Here is a 20847-nt window from a genome sequence, read left to right as displayed (position 1 = left end):
CTTAAGACTTCTTTTTGAGATAAAACCTTCATTTTAGAAGTCCCATATCTTCCTCACTTTTTTCAAAAACCTTTAGCTATAAAGAAAGAGATGAAAGAAATACTGAACCACTTATTCGAGCATAAGACGCTTACTAAAGAGCAGGCGCACGAAGTGCTGGTGAATGTTACGGCTGGCAAGTATAACCAGAACCAGATTGCCAGTTTTTTAACCGTATTTATGATGCGGAGCATTACGGTGGATGAATTGGAAGGCTTCCGGAATGCGCTGCTGGACCTTTGCCAGCGCGTGGATTTGGATGCATATAATCCTATCGACCTGTGTGGTACGGGTGGTGATGGCAAGGATACTTTTAACATTAGTACGCTTTCCTCCTTTGTAGTGGCGGCAGCAGGTGTGCATGTGGCCAAGCACGGCAACTATGGCGTATCTTCTTCTTGTGGTTCTTCTAACGTGCTGGAGGCATTGGGTATAAAATTCACTACCGACACCGATGCGCTGGAGCGAAGCATTGACAAATATAATATCTGTTTCCTGCACGCCCCGCTGTTCCACCCGGCGATGAAGAGCGTGGGGCCAATCCGCAGAGAGCTAGGTGTTAAAACATTTTTTAATATGCTTGGCCCCATGGTTAATCCAGCCTTCCCGAAGCGGCAGATGGTGGGCGTATTCAGTTTAGAGCTAGCCCGCATGTACGGCTACCTTTACCAGCAACAACCGGAGGTACACTACAGCATCATCCACACCTTGGATGGCTATGATGAGATTTCCCTGACCAGCCCGTTCAAGGTAATTTCTGATAACAAAGAGGCGCTGTATGATGCAGACACACTGGGACTGCCGAAGCTAAAGCACGAGCAAATTCAAGGCGGAGACGATGTGGCAGGCTCAGCAGCATTATTTTTGAAAGTGTTGCAAGGTACCGGAACGGAGGCACAGACAGCGGTAGTAGCCGCGAATGCAGGCATGGCCCTGCAGACTGCCAGACCAGAACTGGAAACAAAAGACGCTGTAGCGCTTGCTCAAGAAACACTTGTCTCAGGCAAGGCTTATGACTTGTTTAATAGGCTTGTAAAGGACCAGAAGGTAGCGGTATAAAACTCCTTGCATAGCTGCAACAATGAAATATAAGTGCTTAAAACAAGAAAGGCTGGAAAATTCCCCGCCTTAGACTTCAAAGGGGGCCCCTTTACCCCCAGGAGGGGTTAGGGGTGGTTGGACTGCTCAAGACGAATAAAGACTCAGTGTAATCAGCAAGAAACACATTAATGATATGAACATCCTAGACGAAATCATTGCCCAGAAATATAAAGAAGTTGCGGAGCGCAAAGAATTATATCCGGTAAAGCTGCTGGAGAAAAGCATCTACTTTAACACGCCCTGCGTTTCGCTGGAGCGCTACCTGTTGCGCCCGGACAAAAGCGGTATCATAGCAGAAATTAAACGCAAGTCCCCTTCTAAAGGAGACATCAATCCTTATGTTTCGGTGGAGAGAACCTCTATCGGATATATGCAGGCCGGAGCTTCCGCTTTGTCTATCCTGACAGACACCAATTACTTTGGCGGCAGAAACGAAGACTTAACAACCGCCAGAAAGTTTAACTACTGCCCGATCCTGCGCAAAGACTTTATGGTGGATGAATACCAGATGGTGGAGGCAAAATCGATAGGTGCTGATGCCATACTGCTGATTGCCGCTGCACTGGAGCCTGCCCGCCTGAAGGAACTTGCTGCCTTTGCCTGCACTCTAGGTCTTGAAGTATTACTCGAGGTGCATAACCTGGAAGAGCTACAGCAGAGCATGAACGACGAGGTGACGGTGGTCGGTGTGAATAACCGCAACCTCAAAACCTTCAAAACTGATGTTGGTTTGTCTTTCGAGTTGGCGAAGCATATTCCTTCAGGAGTCACAAAAATTTCTGAAAGCGGCCTGAGCCAGCCACAGACCTTGGTAGATTTGCAGGAGGCAGGCTACAACGGTTTCCTTATTGGGGAGAGCTTTATGACGAACAGTCGCCCGGAACGTGCTGCTGCTGTTTTTATTAAAGAACTTCGGGCGTTACAGGGGAAAAAGGAGAAGGTGGCATGAAGGTGAAAGTATGCGGCATGCGCGAACCAGAAAACATCCGGCAAGTAGCTGCGCTGCAACCTGACTTCATGGGCTTTATCTTCTATAAGAATTCCAAACGCTTCGTCGGAGAAACTATCACACCAGAACTATTAGTTTCCCTGCCTGCGTCTGTTCAGAAAATAGGAGTGTTTGTAAACCAAAGCACGGAAGAAATCTTAGAGAAGGTAAAGACATATCACCTGGATTTGGTGCAGCTGCACGGGAATGAAACACCACGGCAGTGCCAGGAGCTTCAGGAAGAAGGAGTGAAAGTAATAAAAGCGTTCTCAGTTGGAGATAGTTTCTCTTTTCAGAGTACCCTGCTTTATGAACGCTTCTGCGACTATTTCCTGTTTGACACGAAAGGGAAGCAGTATGGCGGCAATGGTGTTGTCTTTGACTGGGAGCTGCTAAAAGGCCATATCGCTGACAAACCTTACTTCCTGAGCGGCGGGCTTACGCTGGAGAACCTGCAGCAGAAAGAGTTTGAAGAGCTGAGGCCGAAACCCTTAGCCGTAGATGTAAACAGCGGATTTGAACAGGAGCCGGGCCTGAAAAAGGTAGAGGAGTTGAAGCAGTTGATGACATTAATGAAAAGTAAATTATAAAATGTCATCTCGACGATAGGAGAGATCTGAGTTAGTTACTCACAACCTATATCAGATTTCACCCTTTGGTCGAAATGACAATTAGAGATAGAGACTAAAACATGAAATACTCAGTTGACGAAAACGGCTTTTACGGCAAGTTCGGTGGAGCCTATATCCCTGAAATGCTACACCCTAATGTGGAAGAGCTGCGGGAAAACTACCTGAAGATAATGCAGTCTCCTGACTTTCAGGAGGAACTACAGGCATTGCTAAAGGATTATGTAGGCCGCCCGACGCCGCTGTACTTTGCAAAGCGTCTTTCAGAAAAATACAACACGCAGATTTACCTGAAACGGGAAGACCTGAACCACACGGGGGCCCACAAAATCAATAATACGGTAGGGCAGGTGCTGATGGCGCAGCGCCTGGGTAAGAAGCGCATTATTGCCGAAACTGGCGCTGGTCAGCATGGTGTGGCCACAGCAACGGTATGTGCCCTGATGAACCTGGAGTGTATCGTGTATATGGGCGAGGTGGACATTCTGCGTCAGGCGCCTAATGTAGCGCGCATGAAAATGCTGGGTGCCACCGTGGTGCCGGCCACTAGCGGCAGCCGCACCCTCAAAGACGCTACCAACGAAGCCATCCGCGACTGGATCAACAACCCGGAAGATACTTATTATATCATTGGCTCTGTCGTTGGTCCGCACCCGTACCCTGATATGGTAGCTCGCTTCCAGGCAATTATATCAGAAGAGATGAAGTGGCAGTTGAAGGAGAAAACTGGCAGCGAGAATCCTAATTATGTAGTGGCCTGTGTGGGCGGAGGTAGCAATGCAGCCGGTGCTTTCTATCACTACCTCGATACGCCGGAAGTAAAACTGGTGGCTGTGGAAGCAGCAGGTATGGGCGTAGAGTCTGGTGAATCAGCGGCTACTTCTGTGTTGGGTAAAGAAGGAGTCATACACGGAAGCCGCACTTTGCTCATGCAGACAGAAGACGGACAGGTAACAGAGCCTTATTCTATCTCTGCCGGACTGGATTACCCAGGCGTAGGCCCGATGCACGCGCACCTGTTTGAATCAAAGCGCGCTATTTTTGAAAATATAACCGATGAAGAGGCACTGCAGGCAGTACTGGAGCTAACGAGGCTGGAAGGCATTATCCCGGCGCTGGAAAGTGCCCATGCGCTTGCTGCGTTAAGCAGAATAGGGGCCAAGCCGGATGACGTGGTGGTGGTGAACCTGTCTGGCCGTGGTGATAAAGATTTGTCAACGTACTTAGATAGATTCCAACTAAATGGATAACAGAATCAAAACGCTCTTCGAGCAGAAGCCACAGGGCCTGCTTTCGGTATACTTTACAGCAGGCTACCCGAACCTGGAAGACACGGTTCCGATTATCCTGGAGCTTGAGAAGAATGGTGTAGACCTAATAGAAGTAGGCATGCCTTTCTCTGACCCCCTGGCTGATGGGCCAACCATACAGCAGAGCAGTGATATAGCACTTCGCAACGGCATGACAATTCCGAAGTTATTTGAGCAGTTAAAAAACATCCGGCAGCAAACACAGATTCCGCTGGTGCTCATGGGCTATTTGAACCCGGTGATGCAGTATGGGGTGGAGCGCTTTTGCCAGAAGGCACAGGAGATTGGCATCGACGGCATCATTCTGCCTGATTTACCGCTTTCAGATTATGTGCGGGAGTATAAGCAGGTGTTTGAGCAGCATAACCTGTGCAAGATATTCCTTGTAACCCCACAGACACCGGAAAAGCGCATCCGGGAAATCGACAGCCACACCAACGGCTTTGTGTATATGGTTTCCTCTGCTTCCACTACGGGGAGCACAACAGGCAAAGCCGTGGCCAACACCGATTATTTCCAGCGTGTGCGGCAGATGGAGCTGCGTAATCCCAGCCTTATTGGTTTCGGCATCCACGACAACAATACGTTTTCGCAGGCCTGCCAGCATGCCAAAGGCGCTATTATCGGCAGTGCGTTTATAAAGGCGCTGGCACAGGAGGGAACACTTCAGGAAAATATCCAATCATTTATCCAACGCATTAGAAATTAAGCATGATTATACAATTACAGCAAGGTATATCCTCTGATGTAAAAGAGAATATCCTGCAGGAAATAAAGAAAGTAGGTTTCAAAGGGAATGAGGTTCAAACTCAGGGCGGCCACTACATAGTAGGTATCGGTAAGAGAGATTTTGATATCCGGACAATCGGGCAGCTGAAGGGTGTGGCTGATATACATCGTGTGTCTGACGAGTACAAACTTATCTCTCGCAAATGGAGAGTTGAACCCACCCGGATTGACATAGGCGATGGCGTGGTCATTGGCGAAGGCAGCTTCAGCATTATGGCAGGTCCTTGCTCTATTGAAAGTGAGCAGCAAATACAGTTGGTGGTAGATCACCTGGTAGCGAATGATGTGAAAATCATGCGGGGCGGTGTGTTCAAACCACGCAGCTCTCCTTATGCTTTCAGGGGCTTGGGCTTGGAAGGTCTGCAGATGTTTTACCGCATTTGCCGTGAGAATGGCATCAAAATCATTACGGAGGTGATGCAGGTGTCTCAGATAGAGGAGATGGTGGATTATGTGGATGTGTTCCAAGTGGGTGCACGCAACAGCCAGAACTTCAACCTGCTCGACTCGCTGGGAGAGGCGCAAAAGCCGGTGCTGCTGAAACGCGGTATATCGGGCACTTTAGAAGAACTGTTGCAGGCAGCGGAATACATTTTCTCTAACGGCAATGAGAAAATCATGCTCTGCGAGCGCGGCATCCGTTCTTACGAGAATGCATACCGCAACGTGTTGGACCTGAATGCAGTGCCGGTACTAAAAGCAAAAACGCACCTTCCTGTAATTGTAGACCCGTCACACGGTATTGGATTGCGCGCCTACGTAGAGGAAATGTCGCTGGCAGCGGTGATGGCTGGTGCAGATGGCATTATCTACGAGACGCACCAAAAGCCGGAGGAGGCCTTTTCGGATGGCCAGCAAACACTGAACTTCCAGGAGTCGGAGCGCCTGGTGAAGCGGATGCGGCAGACATACCAGTTAAGGGAAAGTTTTTAGACAAGGATACAGATGCAGTTCTTGGAGCGCAACTGTAGTAGCAGGTAATTCTGTGCTACATAACATGTTGGCTTATTGGGTATCTAAGTCAATTGTAAGAAAGGGCCGTTGTTATAGAACCTCACTAACGAATGTTGGTAGGATAACGTAGCAACGGCCATTTTGCGTTATATGTGAATACGTAAATAGTCTTTGGCTGTTCTATGTCTTTGCGCATCATGAAAAGCATATGGAGCAACCGTTTTGTCTTTGAGCAGTAAAGCCTCAAAGAATAACTATATTAAAATGCAATGGTTAAACCACTCGATACCTTTCGTACGGATATAAATTTTGAAGACCTCCGTCACAAGCACCCCAATGACATTGCGGAAGTTATTACGAAGTTAAGTGCTAAAGAAAGGGTTCTGGCATTTTTGCTGCTGCCAGGTACGCTTAAAGCAGAAGTTTTTACATACTTCAACCACAACATACAGGAAGATATACTCAAAGAGATTGGCTCCCGCGATACGGCTGATATGCTGGAGAACATGGCTCCGGACGACCGGACAGAAATTTTCGAGAACTTCCCGGACTTGCTCATAAAAGAGTCTATTAACCTGCTGTCGGATGAGGAGAAAAGCATTGCCCTGAACCTGTTGGGATACCCGGAAAAGAGTATTGCCCGCATCATGACGCCTTATTATATACAGGCCAAAAAAGGGTGGACCATCAGGCAAGCCATGAACAACATCAAACGCTATGGCAAAAAAGCGGAGACACTGAACCACCTGTATGTTATAGACAAGGAAAACAGGCTCATCGACGATATCCGAATAGGAAAACTGCTGATGGCCGATGAAGAGCAGACAATTGAGTCATTAATGGACTACCAGTTTGTGAGCCTCACCACCACCATGACCCGGGAAGAAGCCATTGAGCAGTTTGATAAGTATGACAGGGCCGTAATGCCGGTCGTATCAGAAAGCGGCGTGCTGGTAGGCATTGTAACGTTCGACGACATTTTTGATGAAATTGAACGTCGGGATACGGAAGACATTCAGAAGTTCGGTGGTCTGGAGGCGCTGGAGCTATCTTATACAGAAACGCCTTTGCTGACGCTGGTGCGTAAGCGGGCAAGCGTTTTGCTGATTCTGTTTTTGGGAGAGATGCTGACAGCCTCTGCCATGGGTTTCTTTGAAGGCGAAATTGAGCAGGCGGTGGTTCTTGCGCTCTTTATTCCACTGATAATCTCCAGTGGTGGTAACTCCGGGTCTCAGGCAGCCACATTGATTGTGCGGGCTATGGCCATTAAGGAGCTGGGTATAAAGGATTGGTGGTACGTGATGCGGAAGGAGATATTTTCTGGTTTGTTATTAGGTTTGATTCTGGGCGCTGTCGGGTATATCAGGATTGTGCTGTGGCAGCAGGCGGGCTTTTATGACTATGGCGAGTATGCTCATTTAATAGGTATGACAGTTGGACTCTCGCTAATTGGTATAGTGCTGTGGGGTACACTTTCAGGCTCCATGATACCATTTTTGCTTCGTTTGTTACGCCTGGACCCTGCCACTTCATCGGCACCTTTTGTAGCGACGCTCGTGGATGTGACAGGTCTGGTCATCTATTTTTCCATTGCCGCAGCCATACTGACAGGCACTTTGCTATAAAATTTTTAAGCATTAGCTATACATTATACACGGCAAGTTCTATCTTTGTAGCAATGGCAGGCATCAGAGCACATATTCATCACCACCACGCACGAAGCACTCGTTTCGGAGCCGTCTGCCTTTGGATTCGCTAAAACATAAACATGATATCCAAAGCCTGACTCCGAAATGGGTCAGGCTTTTTTGTTTATCTGAATCAGGATTTTAGGATTAATGAGATGAACAGGATTAATGCTTTGGCTTAGTATGTGTCTCATGATTGAGTCAGAAAACGGTTGCCTGTGTTGAAATGCCATCAGTCTAACATCTAATATATCACGTCTACATAGATGAACTTAGTTATAGTTGATTATAAAGCCGGTAATGTACAGTCGGTGCTGTTTGCACTGGAGCGGCTGGGTATACAGGCCAAGCTGAGTGCCGACTTTGAAACCATCAAGTCTGCTGACAAGGTTATTTTCCCGGGAGTGGGAGAGGCTTCGTCGGCCATGGCACAGCTTAAAGCCCGCAACCTCGACAAGCTTTTGCCCACACTGGAGCAGCCGTTCTTTGGCGTTTGCCTGGGCATGCAACTGCTGTGCAAGCACTCCGAGGAGGGTGACACTGATTTACTGGGCATCATTCCGTTGCAGGTAAAGCGTTTCCAGACCAATTTGAAAGTCCCGCACATGGGTTGGAACCAGTTGGAGAACCTGCAATCGCCACTGTTTGAAGGTATAAAGGAGCAGGAGTACGTTTATTATGTGCATAGTTATTATGTGCCAAACAGCGACTATACCATCGCCCAGTCCGTTTATCCGGAGCCTTTTTCCGCTGCTTTGCAGTATAAAAACTTTTATGCCGCCCAATTTCACCCGGAGAAAAGCGGGCCTGCCGGCTCACAAATCATTAAGAACTTTTTAGCCTTATGATGGAGATTATACCAGCTATCGATTTGATTGGCGGCCAGTGCGTTCGCCTGACTGAAGGAGATTTTGCCCAGCAGACAACCTATGACAGCAACCCCTTGGAAGTAGCCAAACGCTTCGAGGCGCACGGTGTTAAGCGTTTGCACCTAGTAGATTTAGATGGTGCGAGGGCCAGAAAGCCAGTGAACCTGGCTGTTCTGGAGAACATAGCAGCCAATACCGGGTTAACCATTGACTTTGGCGGTGGTCTACAGTCGGCAGAGGCAGTGCAACAGGCTTTTGATGCAGGAGCCTCTCAGATTACGGCCGGAAGCATTGCGGTGCGGGAGCCGGAAACGGTGAAAGGATGGCTTCAGCAGTATGGCCCAGACAAAATCATCATAGGTGCTGATTTTAAAGGCCAGCACATCGCTATCAGCGCCTGGACAGAAGAAAGCGATTATGCGCTGCAGAAATTTATTTCAGATTATATAGAGACTGGAGCAAATCTGTTCATTTGTACCGATGTAAGCAAGGACGGTAAACTGCAGGGCCCTTCTACCGATACCTACCGCGAACTGAAGGCGACGCTTCCGAAAGCAGGTTTGATAGCAAGCGGTGGCGTCACGACAATAGAAGACCTGGAAGTGCTGCAGAAAATAGGTATGGAAGGTGCCATCATTGGCAAAGCAATTTATGAAGGTACTATTCAGTTAAAAGACTTAGAGCGATTTATATGCTAACAAAACGCATCATACCCTGCCTCGATATTAAGAACGGACGTACTGTAAAGGGCGTGCGCTTCGAGAACATCCGCGATGCAGGAGACCCGGTGGAACTGGCTAAGTGGTATGCCGAACAAGGTGCTGACGAACTTGTTTTCTTAGATATCACAGCCACAAACGAAGAACGAAAGACCTTTGCCGAACTCGTACGCGACATTGCCCGCCACATCGATATACCTTTTACAGTAGGTGGCGGTATAAGTGCTGTGGCTGATGTGGAGGTGCTGTTACAGGCAGGAGCGGATAAAGTTTCTATCAACTCAGCCGCTATTCAGAATCCAGCTTTAGTGGAGGATTTGGCTAAACGCTTCGGCAGCCAGTGTGTGACCGTGGCCGTAGACACCAAGCATACCGACGCTACAGGGTGGAAAGTCTATGCACGTGCCGGTACCGTAGAAACAGAGCATGCCACCGTAGACTGGGCGCGAAAAGTGACAGATTTAGGGGCAGGCGAAATCCTGCTCACCAGCATGAACAACGACGGCACCAAAGCAGGCTTCGCCCTGGATATTACAGGAGCTGTAGCCAAAGCCGTTTCGGTTCCTGTGGTTGCCTCGGGCGGTGCAGGCAGTAAGCAGCATTTTGCTGACGTATTTCATCAGGCACATGCTGACGCGGCACTGGCTGCCAGCCTCTTCCACTTCCGAGAATTGGAGGTGCCTGACCTGAAAAAGTATCTGAAGGAGCAAGGCGTGGATGTACGGCTATAGTCAATTTTGAATATGTGATTGAATTAGCAAGTATAGTCCTTAAGCTACACTTACTAACTCTCTAACTCTCTAACTTTTTAACTCAAAATAGGTGGAATTAGATTTTGATAAAACAGGCGGACTTGTACCAGCCGTTATACAGGACGAACTGACGGGCCAGGTGCTGATGCTAGGCTATATGAACCAGGAGGCGCTGGACAAAACCCGGCAGGAGGGACTGGTTACCTTTTTTTCGCGCTCAAAAAACCGGCTCTGGACAAAAGGAGAGACTTCCGGCAACACACTGCAGGTAAAGAGCATTATACGCGACTGTGATGCAGACTCGCTTCTGATAAAGGTTAACCCAACAGGTCCAACCTGCCATACCGGCTCTACCAGTTGTTTTGGTGAGGAGGCTGCCTCTAACAGGGCTACTGCTATTCGTTTCATCGCTGACCTTGAAGAAGTTATACAGCAACGAAAAGCTAACCCGGTAGAAGGTTCATACACTAATTTCCTGTTTGAAAAAGGTGTGAATAAAATTGCCCAGAAAGTGGGGGAGGAAGCTGTTGAAACGGTGATTGATGCCGTGGCAGGCGAGTTAGACACCATGAAAGGTGAAGCAGCTGACTTACTGTACCACCTGCTGGTGCTTCTTTCAGCAACCGGGCTGGAGCTAAAAGATGTGGTGGAGGTGCTGCAGGAGCGGCATAAAAAATAGAAATCTCAGAATCATATAAAAATGCAGCGGCAGGAGTTATTTATTTCTGCCGCTGCATTTTTGCATTTAATAAGTTATGGACTAAACCTCCTTAAGTTTTACATTTTTAAACTCACCCGTAATGCTTACATCTACTCTCGGAGCGTCTGCAGGATTTGCGTAATAGGTGGTCAGGTCGTCAATATCATCTGTTTTTACTTCAAAGTAGCCGCTCACCACTTTGTACTTTGCGTCATACCCGGTAATCACGAATTCTCCTTCAATGTCTCTATTGTTACTTCCAAAGCCCCGACTGGTGGGGGAGGATGTAGAGGAAATATGGTAGCCATAATACATCTGTATGTCTCCTACGCTACTATCTGGTTGTTACTTTAAGGTGTACCTGCCAATATTGTTATGCTTCAGATTTTCTGCCAGAACAGTGAAGAAAACATGGTCTCTGCCGCCTTCAGCAGAAGCTGAAACAATAACGACGAGTTCACCGTCATTGTTTATGAAATCTCCTGTTACTGTTTCTTCTGTATATGAGGCTGCGTTAACTTCAGTTGTAGCCGTACTGGTAAAAGTTCTCTCCACGGAAAGTTCAGCTACAGGCAGCACATTGTCATTCCTCTCGTCACAAGAAGTAAACAGGAAGCAGAATAGCAGCAGCAGCAGAGAACATGGGAATAGCTTTTTCATGTTGAAAATTGAAATATTAGTTTAAATCGCAACATCCATTTTCATGCCAATATTTTATATAGCTAATACCTTTTTTATTTCATCTGCTACCTCACCACCGCTTTCCTCCTGCAGAAAATGACCCGCTTTCAATCTCACTACTTTAGCTTCGGGAAAACCCTCTTTCCATCTGTCCAGGAAATGTAGAGGTAGCAGCGCGTCTTTCTCCCCCCAAAGTATGAGCTTATTTATTCCTTTCAGCTTCTCCCGCTGTTTCCAAAGTGCTTCAAAATAAGGGTTAGCCTCATGTAAGGCCTTTGCAAAGTTCCAGGTTCCTAATCTGTCTGAAATGGCGGAAAGCGGCTTCTGATAGTGATTACGAATATCTTTAGTAAGATGCTTGCGCTGATGATAACCTCTGGGAAGTAACATCCGCACAGAAAACCCGCCTTGCAGGTATAAGAACCTGCCGATGCTTCCGCTCATAAATTTGCTTATTTTATTTAGCTGCTTTTCTTCTTCCAAGTTCCACATCCAGGAATTCATGATAATCAGGTTTTTCACGTTTTCGGGGTGGCGCAGCGCATAACGCAGACCGATGGGACCACCAAAATCGTGCACTACCAAAGTGATATTCCGGAGTTGTAGGTGCTCTATCAGCGCTTCCAAGTTTTCTGCATGTGCTTCAGGAGTATAAAGAAAGCCATCACTAGGTTTATCAGAAAGTCCGAAGCCAAGGTGGTCCGGGGCAATGCAGCGGTAGTTACGGCTAAGGGCTTTTATTTGCTGCCGCCACACAAAAGACCAAGTGGGCGTACCGTGCACAAATACAATAGTCTCGCCACTGCCTTCATCCAAATAATGCATTTGCCCTGCCTCCAGTTGTAAGGTATGGTGCTGGAACGGGTATAAAATACGATCAAGCCATTTTGGGGATTTCATAGTTTTATCTGTTTAGTAGGTTGTATATTTCTGAATCAGCAGGCTCGCTACTTCGTCAAGAGGATAGTTCTCGTTCAGCAGGTAATGCAAGGCCATGCCATCGATGGAGGCGAAAAAAAGCTTTGCTTCCAGGTCCGGGGCAGGAGCACCAGCCTCTTTGAGGTTATCTTTTAGCTGCGCCTCTACATATACAATCTGTTCCTGTACCTCCACCGCAACAGTCGCCATAATGTTGCGCTGAAACCGAAGACTGTGCAACAGGCGCCAGAAATGTCTCTTTTCTTTCAGTAGTTGGACAGTTTGTAAGATATGTTGCTTCAATGCTGATGTGCCTTCTGGCTTACCTGATTTTGCAAAAGAATGCTGAATGTCTTCCTTGCCAAGGCGGAATATCTCATGCAGCAGTTCTTCTTTACTTCTAAAGTAATTGTACATCAGCCCTAAAGACACACCAGCCTCTGAAGCTATTTGGCGGATGGAAGTTGCCTCGTATCCTTTTTCTGAAAAGAGGTTGAGTGCTGTCTCCACCAACAGTTTTTTGCTTTTTTCCCGCTTCTCTTCTGTCTTCTTCATTTCAATGAATGAACGTTTGTTCAATAAATATAATACTTCTTATTCTGTATCACAATTTTTAACATTCCTAAATAAATTGCTGAAAAATTAAAATGTATTTGCGTTAACCCGTAGATAGAACAGAAATTTAAAATAGTTATTTGTGAGATATAAAAGCGACGAAAATAACAAGAGCAAAAGCTGGCTGAAAACAGGGGCATGGATTTTTGGAATAGCTTTATTCCTTTTTATGGGTTTATTCTTTCTAACGATTTGGTTGGAAAACAAGCTGGAGCGAATGGTGGCGGAGCAGTCTGACGGTGTTTATGAACTTCAGCTTCACGGGCTGCAGCTTTCACCCTTTATTGGTAACCTGTCATTAGACAGCCTTTCCCTGGTACCTGATTATGAGCGCTGGCAGCAACTGAACAGCCAGAATAAGAATGCATCGCCAACGCTGCTGGATCTTCAGTCCAGTGACATATCGTTGAACGGTCTTAACTACCTGGCAGTGCTGCTTGGCAGGGACCCGCAACTGGATGAACTATTAATTGAAAATCCTGAAATGCTTGTGACGATGATGCGGAAGGACACAACCACGCAGGGCAAGCCGCTGCATGCATCGGTGCCTAATAGAATAAAAGGACTACAGATAGGACAAGTAGACCTTGACAGCGGGAAAGTCAGCTTTCGGGATGATACAGATACAGCATCAACTATATTTTCTGTACAGCAGTTTAACCTCACCGTGGATGATATAAAGCTGGATAGTCAGTCATTCCACGCGCAGGACAAGGCCTATTATGCTGCGCGCATTGTTTTCAATGCTGAACAGGCAGCTTATTTTACTTCTGATGGCCTTTACAAGTTAACAGCCGATTCAGTGAGTTTGAACACTGAAAAGAGGACACTGCAGGCTAAGCAGGTAGTTTTTAAGCCAACTACAGATCCTTTTACACTAGCTCAAACTAAAGGAGAAGCAACATCACACACAAACTTAGAAATTCCCCTCTTTGCACTTAATGGAGTTGATTACCCGGCACATTCTCGCAAAGGAGATTTCATAGTAAAGCACGCACTTATTCAAGACCCGTCGTTGTACGTTTTCAAAGACAAGAAAAACTTTAGTAACGAAACAAGGAGACCGCTCCCACATGAGATAGTGCAGAATATGCAAACTAGGTTCCTGTTAGATACTTTTGAACTGAATAATGGCTTTGCCCGGTATGAGGAAATTGTGCCGAAGGCGGCGGAGCGGGGAAACATTTCCTTAGAAGACATAGAAGTTTCCATTTCGAACTTCAGTAATATTCCGGCGCATATTTCGATGGAAAATCCTGCTGTAGTGCAGATAACAGGAATGATAATGGGTAAAGCACCTGCAAGTTTAACATCGCGGCTACCTTTGTTGAACGAGAATGGCTATCATACATTACATGTGGAGGTAGAAGCATTTGATCCTGAAATTTTAAATCCTATGATAGCCCCCACAGCCTTTGTGCGGGTTGAGAGCGGAAAAATAAGCCGAGGGAGCATGGATGCTGAATTGACAAATGACAAGGCAACAGGAACCTTAAAACTAATTTATAGCAATTTCGAAATAGAACTTTTATCTAAGGGAACTGGCGGGGAACAATCCTTCGGGAAAGAGATATTGTCTGAAGTGGTCAATTGGGTAGCTATTAAGGAAAGTAACTCGGGTGATGATGGGGAGCAGCCACGTGTAGGTGAAATTGATGTTACACATAACGAGAAGAAGTCGATATTCAGCTACTGGACAAACTGCATTATTGATGGCTTTATGTCGATTGCCACTATTAAATAGGCTTAAAGAAACTGGTTTTCTTTAAGCCTACTTTAGCTGCTTTCATGCTTGAGAACATGAGGAACAAGTCATCAGACGTTCGTGGTCTTAATAAGAAGTTTTCTGTATTTAGTGAAAATACTGGATTTCGAAACGAAACCGATATATCTTTCATCCAGCAGCACGGGCAGGTTCCAGGCACCTGATTCATCAAACTTCTTCATTACATCCGCCATGCTATCGTTGTATTGCACCACGGCAGGAGGTTTAATCATGAGCTCCTTCACCTTTACCACCTCATATTTTTCTGTTTTAAACATAATTTCGCGCACATTTTCCAGCAGAATTATGCCTTCCAGCTTCTGCTCCGCATTCACTACCGGGAATAAGTTGCGGCGGGAATCGGCGATGACCTGTACCAACTCGCCCAGGGTGGCATCCGGCGAAACAGGCTGAAACTCCGTCTCTATCAGGTGGCGTATTTTCATGATGTGCAGGATGGTGCGGTCCTTGTTGTGCGTCAGTAGCTGCCCTTTCTGCGCCAGCTTCTTGGTGTCCAGTGAGTACGGTTCGAAGTACTTGACCATGGCAAAAGACGTAGCAGCCACTAGCATCAACGGTATCATGAGGGTGTAGCCCCCGGTGATTTCCGCAATCAGAAAAACAGCCGTGAGGGGAGCATGCATCACACCACTCAATATACCAGCCATGCCCACCATCGAAAAGCTGCTGACGGGCAGGCTGCTGATGTTAAGCAGGTTAACGAGCCGTGAGAAGAAAAACCCCGTGGCGGCTCCCACAAACATAGAAGGGGCAAAGTTACCCCCGTTTCCGCCGGAAGCGATGGTAATGGTGGTGGCAAACACTTTTACCAGCGCCAATGCCCCCACAAAACAAAGCACCAGCCACTCATTTGTACCGAAAAAGGCAAGCCAGCTGTCCTGCAACAGTTTCTCCGCATTGTTCTGCTCTAGCAAGGTGATGCTGCCGTAGCCTTCCCCGAACAAGGGCGGGAACAGTATAATCAGCAGTCCCAGTAACATACCTCCAATGATGGCACGGGTATAAGGTTTGCCTTGATACAATTCAAACAGCTCCTCCACGCGCAGCGCCATGCGGGTATAGTAAACTGATATCATACCAGCCAGTATACCCAGCAGCACATAGAAAGGCACATGATTGGCGGCAAAAAACTCAATTTGCCCAATGTTGAAGAGAATCTCTTCCTGCAGTATTATTCTTGAACAGAGTGCGCCAACTACTGCTGCTATAATAAGCGGGATAAAAGCAGCGATACTAATGTCTGTCAGCAGGACCTCAATGGCAAAAAGAACTCCTGCAATGGGCGCATTGAAAACAGCTGCAATGCCAGATGCCGCACCACTTGCCAATAGCAGCGTGCGGTCACGGTAGTTCAGGTGATATTCCCGGCCATAATTAGAGCCAATGGCCGAGCCTGTTACGACAATGGGAGACTCTAGACCTGCCGAACCGCCAAAACCTGCTGTAATCCCGCTTGTGAGCACGTGCGAAAACATTTTATGCCGCTCCATCATACTGGATTTCTGCGAAATATTGAACAGCACATTTGCCGTTCCTCGCCCGATAGTGCCGTTAAAAAGTGTGCGCACCAGCAACACAGTGAGCAGAATACCAATAATTGGGAAAATAACCAGCCAATAAGGCTGGTCTAACAGACGGTTTCCATAAGCCAGTAACACATGAATGTAATGCACCAGTGACTTCAGGGCAACAGCAGCCATTCCGGCTGTGAAACCTACCAGTACACTGGAGATAATCATAAACTCACGGTCTGAGGTATGGCGCCGAAGCCAAAGGAGGGGAATTTTATATTTTTTGTAATAAGGCATTGCAGGTGCTCTTCCTGAAGGAGTTATTTTTAGAAGAGTAAAATTAGAAAGAACAAAGGCCAACAAGAACTTATTAAAGGTTTAAATTTCTTTTAAAATAGCCAGGTAAATGAATGTTAAGTTCACAGCAGGTTTGTGGAGATAAACAGGCCTGCCTACCGATATTAAGCGGCCATCAGTGGGGCTGCGCAGCAATAATATTGGGACCTCCATGCATATGTTTTGCACTTAGCACTCAAAATTTGTCCCATTTCCCTAACCTAGTGGCTCTTTTTACTGTAATAAATAAGTTGTATTGCTATCTAGTCATTAAGAATTTTAGGTGAGCACACTAAAAATGACGACACAGGCAGAGCACGATAACGATTTTCTCATTCTTCCGGATGAACACGGCCCTTTTCACATAATCGGCGATGTGCACGGCTGCTTTGAGGAATTGCAGGCGCTGTTGCAGCGCCTGAATTATCACGTTCACTTCAACGAATTGCAGCAGCGCTATGAGATCAAACCTCCTGGGAATTACAAAGCCTTATTCGTAGGGGACCTGGTAGACCGCGGACCCAATTCGCCGGAGGTGCTCCGCCTGGTAATGGACATGATTGACGCAGGGCAAGCCTACTGTGTGAGTGGTAACCACGACAATAAGTTATACCGCAAACTACTGGGCCATAATGTGCAGGTGCGGCACGGCCTGGAGTTAACTGTGGCGCAGATGGATCGCTATGATGCTGCGTTTCATGAGCGGGTTAAAGTCTTTTTAGGTAAGCTCCCGCATCACATCATCTTAGACCAGGGACGGTTGGTGATTGCACATGCCGGGCTGGAAGAACGCATGCATGGCCAAAACTCTAAAGGAGTCCGGGCTTTGTGCCTGTATGGCCCTACCACCGGGGCACAGGATGAGCACGACTTGCCTGTACGTTTAGACTGGGCTGCTACCTATTGCGGTAAAGCGATTGTGGTATACGGCCATACACCCGTGCATGAACCCATCTGGCGCAACAATACCATTAACATTGATACAGGCTGTGTATTTGGAGGGAGCCTTTCTGCTTTGACTTATCCAGACCACGAACTTACTGCTGTAGGGGCTTTCGGGCATTATGCTCATTCTATAAGGCCTTTTATTCAACATTATCCTCACGAGCAGCAGCCTTCTTCTTCCTAAGCACCTTCTCCTCATATTTGTCATAGTTCACTATCTCTTCTAGGTGTTCCCTGTGCAAATATTTTTTAAACTCGTTCAGGTTTGTGTGCTTCCAAAAAGGAATTTTATTCTGCACTGCGGTACGGCCTATAACATGCGCCGCCACAGGTGCCGTAATAAAAGTAAACGTGATAACGGCCAAAACCTTCAGCAGCATACTCGGCTGGTTAAAGTATATGCCGAGCCCAAAGAGAATAAGTCCCAGGCCAAGAGTGCTTCCTTTGGTGATAGCCGACATTCTGATGTAAAAGTCAGGTAAACGGAGTAAACCTATCGTAGCCACCAGCATGAACATTACGCCCGATAAGATGAAAACGCAACTAATTATTTCCTTCAGCAGATTCCAGTCAATGTTTTCGAGCATAGTCATTTTGTTATTTTCATAAGATAATAGGCAAAGGATATAGACCCCAGGAACCCGAACAGCGAGAGTATAATGGCAACGTCTATATAATCCTCATTTCCAGTAAACTCAGTGTAAATAGCAATAATACCGATAACGTCGGCTACAATAAGGTCGAAAGCCGTTATTCTGTCAGGTAAGGTTGGGCCAATAGCAAACCTTACTGCCGTTAGCAGCAGGCAAAAGCTGAGTGCAACCATAGAAATCATGAGTGTTGTTTGAAATAAGCTCATGTCGTCAGTTCCAGTATTCTTCGTTCAAAGCCCTCTCTAATTTCCTTTTTCAGGTTTTCAACATTGTTGTCTTTCACATACAGGGCATGCACATACAGCAACTTCCGGTTTTTACTTACATCAATGCTCAGCGTTCCGGGAGTAAGTGTTATCATATTAGCCAGCAGCATAATTTCAAAATTGGTTTTAACACGCAGTGGGAATGCAATTACAGTGGGGTTCATATAATAGTGAGGCGTTAAAATATCGAAGGCTATCTTCAGGTTGGCCAATAGCAGTTCTTTCAGGAAAAAAAACACAAAGTTCAATGCCTTTGGCAGCTTCCGGAAATAAGTACGGTCATAGAACCAAGTGCTCAGCCAGAGTAAAATAAACAACATCAGAAAAGCGATGGAGGCCGTCGCCGCATTATAGGGCATGTCTACCCAACCCTGCTGAAGAAAAGTGAATACTACCACGAAGGTTACCATACTATGTAAAAAAAACACCCTCATAATTTTAACTTTAAGTTACAGCCACCATTCAACCTTTCACACAATATGAGGCTTTGGGAATGGTGATATGTTGCTTAGAGCATGTCTAAAATTCATCCTTTGCGCTGCAAACCGCCCCAAAAGGAACCTGACTTCAGTTTTCTCGCTCCATAGCGCTGCTATGAAGTTCTAAAACCGTTTCGCCAGAACCCTTTTTGGTCAGTTATCGCCTACAAAAACGAAATTTAAACATGCTCTTATCTTTTAAGTACGGCTTCTATATAACTATTGGTGTACAGTAATTGGTTGGCTGCTTGCTGTGCCAGGTTAATAAAAGGCTGCGCATACAGGCTGATAAGCAGGATAAAGACCATTAGAAAAATGACAGGCATATACAGAAACTTAGGGTAACGGCTTTTTGCAGGTATGGCGCCTGACGGCTTACTGACTTTCAATGGCTTTGCTTTCCAAAATACTTCATTCCATATTTTCGTCATTGAAAAAAGGGTTACCAAACTAACGCATAGCGAGGTTGCCACAATACCGTAATTACCTGCTTTAAAACCACCCATTGCCAGCATAAATTTTCCCCAGAAGCCAGACAGTGGGGGAATACCCGCTAAAGCAAGCGCCGACAAAAGGAACAGCAGCGCCAGGAACGGCTGTTTCAGATAAATGCCACCAAGTTTTTTTAATGAGAAGGTATGATGTTGCTGTGCTACGACGCCACTCACCAAAAAAAGGTTTGTTTTGACTAGGATGTTGTGGATGATAAAATAAATACTACCCGCTAAGGCCAGGGGAGTATAAATAGCTAAACCCATCAGCATATAGCCAATCTGGCTGATGATGTGGAAAGAGAGAATTTTCCTGAAATCCTTCTGGGCAGCAGCTCCAATCACACCTATTACCATGGTTAAAGCGGACAATAACAGCAGCATAGGCAGCATAAAATTTGCCTTCGGTATAAATACCAGTGTAAAGAGCCGGATTAAAGTATAAATCCCGATTTTAGAGATGAGGCCTGCAATGAAAGCAGATATAGCGATAGGTGGCGTATGATAGGAAGCCGGCAGCCAGAAAAATAGCGGGAAAATGGCGGATTTTATACCAAACCCCGTCAGGAAAAAGACACTGCACAGCGTAAGAAGTTGCAGGTTGGGGTGGTCTGGCTGACGCACAATCAGGGCCAGTTCAGCTATGTTAAGGGAGCCATACAGCGAGTAAACTACTCCGACACCTGTCAGCAGAATCCCGGATGCAAAAATGTTTATGGTCACGTACTTCAGCGTACCTTCTAATTGAGCCTTGGTGCCACCCAGGGCCAAAAGCGCGAAGCAGCAAATCAGCAGTACCTCAAACCATACATATAAATTAAATATATCACCTGTCAGGCATACTCCGCTCACACCCATCTGCAAAAACAACAGCAGTGGGTAATAGCCGTATTTCTTACGCTTGCTATCCAGGCCCTGTAGTGAGAACAGGAATACGGCAATACCTACAATGGAGGCACTAACCAGAATGAGGGCACTAAAAAGGTCGGAGACAAGCGTTATACCAAAAGGTGCAGGCCATTTTCCTATCTGCGTCGTCAGAATACCTGTCTGTGATACTTCGTACAGAAGCAGGCCTGCCGATATTGACAAGCCGAGTTGAACTGTTGCTGCAATAACTGCCTGTGCCTGATTACGCTGCCAGAATAGCAGGCATAATACCGCCCCATAGAGCGGCAGGAGTAGGGGAAGTGTAAGGAGCAGGCTTGGGTTCATGCGTGGCTGATACGTTTTTGATTGCAGCATCAAAGACACTGAAGCTGTATGCAGTTGAGATTCAGGTTTTATCTGTTTTGCTCAAATCATCGAGGTTGTTTGATTTTAAGGTCTGGTATACCCTACGGATAAGGACAATAGCGTAAGCCTGCAAGCCAAAACCGATCACGATAGCGGTTAGCAGAAGGGCTTGCGGCACAGGATCAGGAAAAGGGGGTTCTGCTGTTTCCTTTTCCTGCGGAATAATGGCTACTTCTCCGGTTGTGATGCCGCCTACTACAAACAGGAACAGGTTGGTTGCCAGGCCGAAGAGGATGAGGCCTAGTATAAGTTTGAACAGGTGGCGGTGCAGGATAAAATAGAGGCTTACCGAGAACAAGGTACCTACAAGAAAGGGCATCAGTAGTTCCATC

The 20847-nt window shown here is 46.5% G+C and carries 23 protein-coding genes; 13 read left to right on the top strand and 10 right to left on the bottom strand.

Features of this window, described 5'->3' with window-relative positions; genetic code table 11:
• The first annotated feature begins 90 nt into the window (after positions 1 to 90).
• The 11 genes from trpD (at position 91) to hisIE (ending at position 10517) form a co-directional block, all read left to right on the top strand.
• Positions 91 to 1098 carry an anthranilate phosphoribosyltransferase gene (gene trpD / locus E1919_RS00430; RefSeq protein ID WP_162051380.1) on the top strand — a complete coding sequence of 336 codons (1008 nt, stop codon included), beginning with the start codon at positions 91 to 93 and terminating at the stop codon, positions 1096 to 1098.
• Between the two features lie 175 nt (positions 1099 to 1273).
• Positions 1274 to 2089 (top strand): indole-3-glycerol phosphate synthase TrpC, encoded by an 816-nt coding sequence (gene trpC / locus E1919_RS00425; protein WP_162051379.1) that lies wholly within the window; start codon positions 1274 to 1276, stop codon positions 2087 to 2089.
• Positions 2086 to 2718, top strand: a complete 633-nt coding sequence (locus tag E1919_RS00420) for a phosphoribosylanthranilate isomerase (protein ID WP_162051378.1) — start codon at positions 2086 to 2088, stop codon at positions 2716 to 2718. The genes trpC and E1919_RS00420 overlap by 4 nt, the downstream gene beginning before the upstream one ends.
• A 101-nt stretch (positions 2719 to 2819) precedes the next feature.
• On the top strand, positions 2820 to 4007 hold the full coding sequence (trpB, locus tag E1919_RS00415; protein WP_162051377.1) for a tryptophan synthase subunit beta: 1188 nt from the start codon (positions 2820 to 2822) through the stop codon (positions 4005 to 4007).
• Positions 4000 to 4776, top strand: coding sequence for a tryptophan synthase subunit alpha (gene trpA / locus E1919_RS00410; RefSeq protein WP_162051376.1), 777 nt, complete (start codon positions 4000 to 4002; stop codon positions 4774 to 4776). Before trpB ends, trpA begins: the two co-directional genes overlap by 8 nt.
• 2 nt (positions 4777 to 4778) lie before the next feature.
• The gene (aroF, locus tag E1919_RS00405; RefSeq protein ID WP_162051375.1) at positions 4779 to 5789 is read left to right on the top strand and encodes a 3-deoxy-7-phosphoheptulonate synthase; all 1011 of its coding nucleotides are present in this window, start codon (positions 4779 to 4781) and stop codon (positions 5787 to 5789) included.
• Positions 5790 to 6079: 290 nt separating this feature from the next.
• Complete coding sequence (gene mgtE / locus E1919_RS00400; RefSeq protein ID WP_202915821.1) at positions 6080 to 7435, top strand: magnesium transporter; 1356 nt, start codon at positions 6080 to 6082, stop codon at positions 7433 to 7435.
• A 329-nt stretch (positions 7436 to 7764) separates the two neighbouring features.
• Complete coding sequence (hisH, locus tag E1919_RS00395; RefSeq protein WP_162051374.1) at positions 7765 to 8346, top strand: imidazole glycerol phosphate synthase subunit HisH; 582 nt, start codon at positions 7765 to 7767, stop codon at positions 8344 to 8346.
• Positions 8343 to 9065, top strand: a complete 723-nt coding sequence (gene hisA, locus E1919_RS00390) for a 1-(5-phosphoribosyl)-5-[(5-phosphoribosylamino)methylideneamino]imidazole-4-carboxamide isomerase (protein ID WP_162051373.1) — start codon at positions 8343 to 8345, stop codon at positions 9063 to 9065. The genes hisH and hisA overlap by 4 nt, the downstream gene beginning before the upstream one ends.
• Entirely contained in the window at positions 9059 to 9817 is a 759-nt protein-coding gene (gene hisF / locus E1919_RS00385) for an imidazole glycerol phosphate synthase subunit HisF (RefSeq protein WP_162051372.1), read from the top strand. The genes hisA and hisF overlap by 7 nt, the downstream gene beginning before the upstream one ends.
• A 91-nt stretch (positions 9818 to 9908) precedes the next feature.
• On the top strand, positions 9909 to 10517 hold the full coding sequence (hisIE, locus tag E1919_RS00380; RefSeq protein ID WP_162051371.1) for a bifunctional phosphoribosyl-AMP cyclohydrolase/phosphoribosyl-ATP diphosphatase HisIE: 609 nt from the start codon (positions 9909 to 9911) through the stop codon (positions 10515 to 10517).
• Between the two features lie 81 nt (positions 10518 to 10598).
• Here the strand turns inward: hisIE and E1919_RS00375 are convergent, their stop codons facing one another.
• From E1919_RS00375 to E1919_RS00360, 4 genes are read right to left on the bottom strand one after another with little or no spacing between them, the layout of a single operon-like run.
• A complete protein-coding gene (locus E1919_RS00375) occupies positions 10599 to 10853 on the bottom strand; it encodes a hypothetical protein (RefSeq protein ID WP_162051370.1) in 255 nt (84 codons plus the stop codon).
• A 30-nt stretch (positions 10854 to 10883) separates the two neighbouring features.
• On the bottom strand, positions 10884 to 11198 hold the full coding sequence (locus E1919_RS00370; RefSeq protein WP_162051369.1) for a hypothetical protein: 315 nt from the start codon (positions 11196 to 11198) through the stop codon (positions 10884 to 10886).
• A 54-nt stretch (positions 11199 to 11252) separates the two neighbouring features.
• Entirely contained in the window at positions 11253 to 12119 is an 867-nt protein-coding gene (locus tag E1919_RS00365) for an alpha/beta fold hydrolase (RefSeq protein WP_162051368.1), read from the bottom strand.
• A 12-nt stretch (positions 12120 to 12131) separates the two neighbouring features.
• On the bottom strand, positions 12132 to 12692 hold the full coding sequence (locus E1919_RS00360; protein ID WP_162051367.1) for a TetR/AcrR family transcriptional regulator: 561 nt from the start codon (positions 12690 to 12692) through the stop codon (positions 12132 to 12134).
• A gap of 229 nt (positions 12693 to 12921) precedes the next feature.
• Here E1919_RS00360 and E1919_RS00355 point away from each other — a divergent pair, with 229 nt between their 5' ends.
• Positions 12922 to 14496 carry a DUF748 domain-containing protein gene (locus tag E1919_RS00355; RefSeq protein WP_162051366.1) on the top strand — a complete coding sequence of 525 codons (1575 nt, stop codon included), beginning with the start codon at positions 12922 to 12924 and terminating at the stop codon, positions 14494 to 14496.
• 71 nt (positions 14497 to 14567) lie between these two features.
• Here E1919_RS00355 and E1919_RS00350 read toward each other — a convergent pair whose 3' ends face one another.
• Positions 14568 to 16346, bottom strand: a complete 1779-nt coding sequence (locus E1919_RS00350; protein ID WP_162051365.1) for a chloride channel protein — start codon at positions 16344 to 16346, stop codon at positions 14568 to 14570.
• A gap of 322 nt (positions 16347 to 16668) precedes the next feature.
• On the opposite strand from E1919_RS00350, the gene E1919_RS00345 reads away from it, so the two are divergent.
• Positions 16669 to 17514, top strand: coding sequence for a metallophosphoesterase (locus tag E1919_RS00345; protein WP_237143927.1), 846 nt, complete (start codon positions 16669 to 16671; stop codon positions 17512 to 17514).
• Here E1919_RS00345 and mnhG read toward each other — a convergent pair.
• From mnhG to E1919_RS00320, 5 genes are all read right to left on the bottom strand, one after another.
• Positions 17471 to 17917, bottom strand: coding sequence for a monovalent cation/H(+) antiporter subunit G (gene mnhG / locus E1919_RS00340; protein ID WP_162051364.1), 447 nt, complete (start codon positions 17915 to 17917; stop codon positions 17471 to 17473). The two genes, E1919_RS00345 and mnhG, sit on opposite strands and share 44 nt — an antisense overlap.
• Before the next feature lie 2 nt (positions 17918 to 17919).
• On the bottom strand, positions 17920 to 18189 hold the full coding sequence (locus E1919_RS00335; protein ID WP_162051363.1) for an MrpF/PhaF family protein: 270 nt from the start codon (positions 18187 to 18189) through the stop codon (positions 17920 to 17922).
• Positions 18186 to 18683, bottom strand: coding sequence for a Na+/H+ antiporter subunit E (locus E1919_RS00330; RefSeq protein WP_162051362.1), 498 nt, complete (start codon positions 18681 to 18683; stop codon positions 18186 to 18188). The genes E1919_RS00335 and E1919_RS00330 overlap by 4 nt, the downstream gene beginning before the upstream one ends.
• Before the next feature lie 236 nt (positions 18684 to 18919).
• Positions 18920 to 20464, bottom strand: a complete 1545-nt coding sequence (locus E1919_RS00325) for a proton-conducting transporter transmembrane domain-containing protein (RefSeq protein ID WP_237143926.1) — start codon at positions 20462 to 20464, stop codon at positions 18920 to 18922.
• 31 nt (positions 20465 to 20495) lie between these two features.
• Positions 20496 to 20846 carry an NADH-quinone oxidoreductase subunit K gene (locus E1919_RS00320; RefSeq protein WP_162051361.1) on the bottom strand — a complete coding sequence of 117 codons (351 nt, stop codon included), beginning with the start codon at positions 20844 to 20846 and terminating at the stop codon, positions 20496 to 20498.
• Position 20847: the final 1 nt, after the last annotated feature.

Source organism: Pontibacter pamirensis (genome assembly GCF_010015475.1).
In the GTDB taxonomy this organism is placed as follows: domain Bacteria; phylum Bacteroidota; class Bacteroidia; order Cytophagales; family Hymenobacteraceae; genus Pontibacter; species Pontibacter pamirensis.
Note: the sequence above shows the minus strand (reverse complement) of the source record. Positions and strands in the feature narration are given on the sequence as shown.

What these genes read in the sequence shown, in the direction of transcription:
- E1919_RS00335 (WP_162051363.1), bottom strand. Translation starts at nt 18,189, where the DNA reads ATGAGCTTATTTCAAACAACACTCATGATTTCTATGGTTGCACTCAGC.
- aroF (WP_162051375.1), top strand. Translation starts at nt 4,779, where the DNA reads ATGATTATACAATTACAGCAAGGTATATCCTCTGATGTAAAAGAGAAT.
- hisA (WP_162051373.1), top strand. Translation starts at nt 8,343, where the DNA reads ATGATGGAGATTATACCAGCTATCGATTTGATTGGCGGCCAGTGCGTT.
- E1919_RS00320 (WP_162051361.1), bottom strand. Translation starts at nt 20,846, where the DNA reads ATGGAACTACTGATGCCCTTTCTTGTAGGTACCTTGTTCTCGGTAAGC.
- trpB (WP_162051377.1), top strand. Translation starts at nt 2,820, where the DNA reads ATGAAATACTCAGTTGACGAAAACGGCTTTTACGGCAAGTTCGGTGGA.
- E1919_RS00375 (WP_162051370.1), bottom strand. Translation starts at nt 10,853, where the DNA reads ATGTATTATGGCTACCATATTTCCTCTACATCCTCCCCCACCAGTCGG.
- E1919_RS00325 (WP_237143926.1), bottom strand. Translation starts at nt 20,464, where the DNA reads ATGCTGCAATCAAAAACGTATCAGCCACGCATGAACCCAAGCCTGCTC.
- E1919_RS00365 (WP_162051368.1), bottom strand. Translation starts at nt 12,119, where the DNA reads ATGAAATCCCCAAAATGGCTTGATCGTATTTTATACCCGTTCCAGCAC.
- E1919_RS00360 (WP_162051367.1), bottom strand. Translation starts at nt 12,692, where the DNA reads ATGAAGAAGACAGAAGAGAAGCGGGAAAAAAGCAAAAAACTGTTGGTG.
- E1919_RS00370 (WP_162051369.1), bottom strand. Translation starts at nt 11,198, where the DNA reads ATGAAAAAGCTATTCCCATGTTCTCTGCTGCTGCTGCTATTCTGCTTC.
- hisF (WP_162051372.1), top strand. Translation starts at nt 9,059, where the DNA reads ATGCTAACAAAACGCATCATACCCTGCCTCGATATTAAGAACGGACGT.
- trpD (WP_162051380.1), top strand. Translation starts at nt 91, where the DNA reads ATGAAAGAAATACTGAACCACTTATTCGAGCATAAGACGCTTACTAAA.
- mgtE (WP_202915821.1), top strand. Translation starts at nt 6,080, where the DNA reads ATGGTTAAACCACTCGATACCTTTCGTACGGATATAAATTTTGAAGAC.
- E1919_RS00350 (WP_162051365.1), bottom strand. Translation starts at nt 16,346, where the DNA reads ATGCCTTATTACAAAAAATATAAAATTCCCCTCCTTTGGCTTCGGCGC.
- E1919_RS00330 (WP_162051362.1), bottom strand. Translation starts at nt 18,683, where the DNA reads ATGAGGGTGTTTTTTTTACATAGTATGGTAACCTTCGTGGTAGTATTC.
- E1919_RS00420 (WP_162051378.1), top strand. Translation starts at nt 2,086, where the DNA reads ATGAAGGTGAAAGTATGCGGCATGCGCGAACCAGAAAACATCCGGCAA.
- mnhG (WP_162051364.1), bottom strand. Translation starts at nt 17,917, where the DNA reads ATGCTCGAAAACATTGACTGGAATCTGCTGAAGGAAATAATTAGTTGC.
- E1919_RS00355 (WP_162051366.1), top strand. Translation starts at nt 12,922, where the DNA reads ATGGGTTTATTCTTTCTAACGATTTGGTTGGAAAACAAGCTGGAGCGA.
- trpC (WP_162051379.1), top strand. Translation starts at nt 1,274, where the DNA reads ATGAACATCCTAGACGAAATCATTGCCCAGAAATATAAAGAAGTTGCG.
- trpA (WP_162051376.1), top strand. Translation starts at nt 4,000, where the DNA reads ATGGATAACAGAATCAAAACGCTCTTCGAGCAGAAGCCACAGGGCCTG.
- hisH (WP_162051374.1), top strand. Translation starts at nt 7,765, where the DNA reads ATGAACTTAGTTATAGTTGATTATAAAGCCGGTAATGTACAGTCGGTG.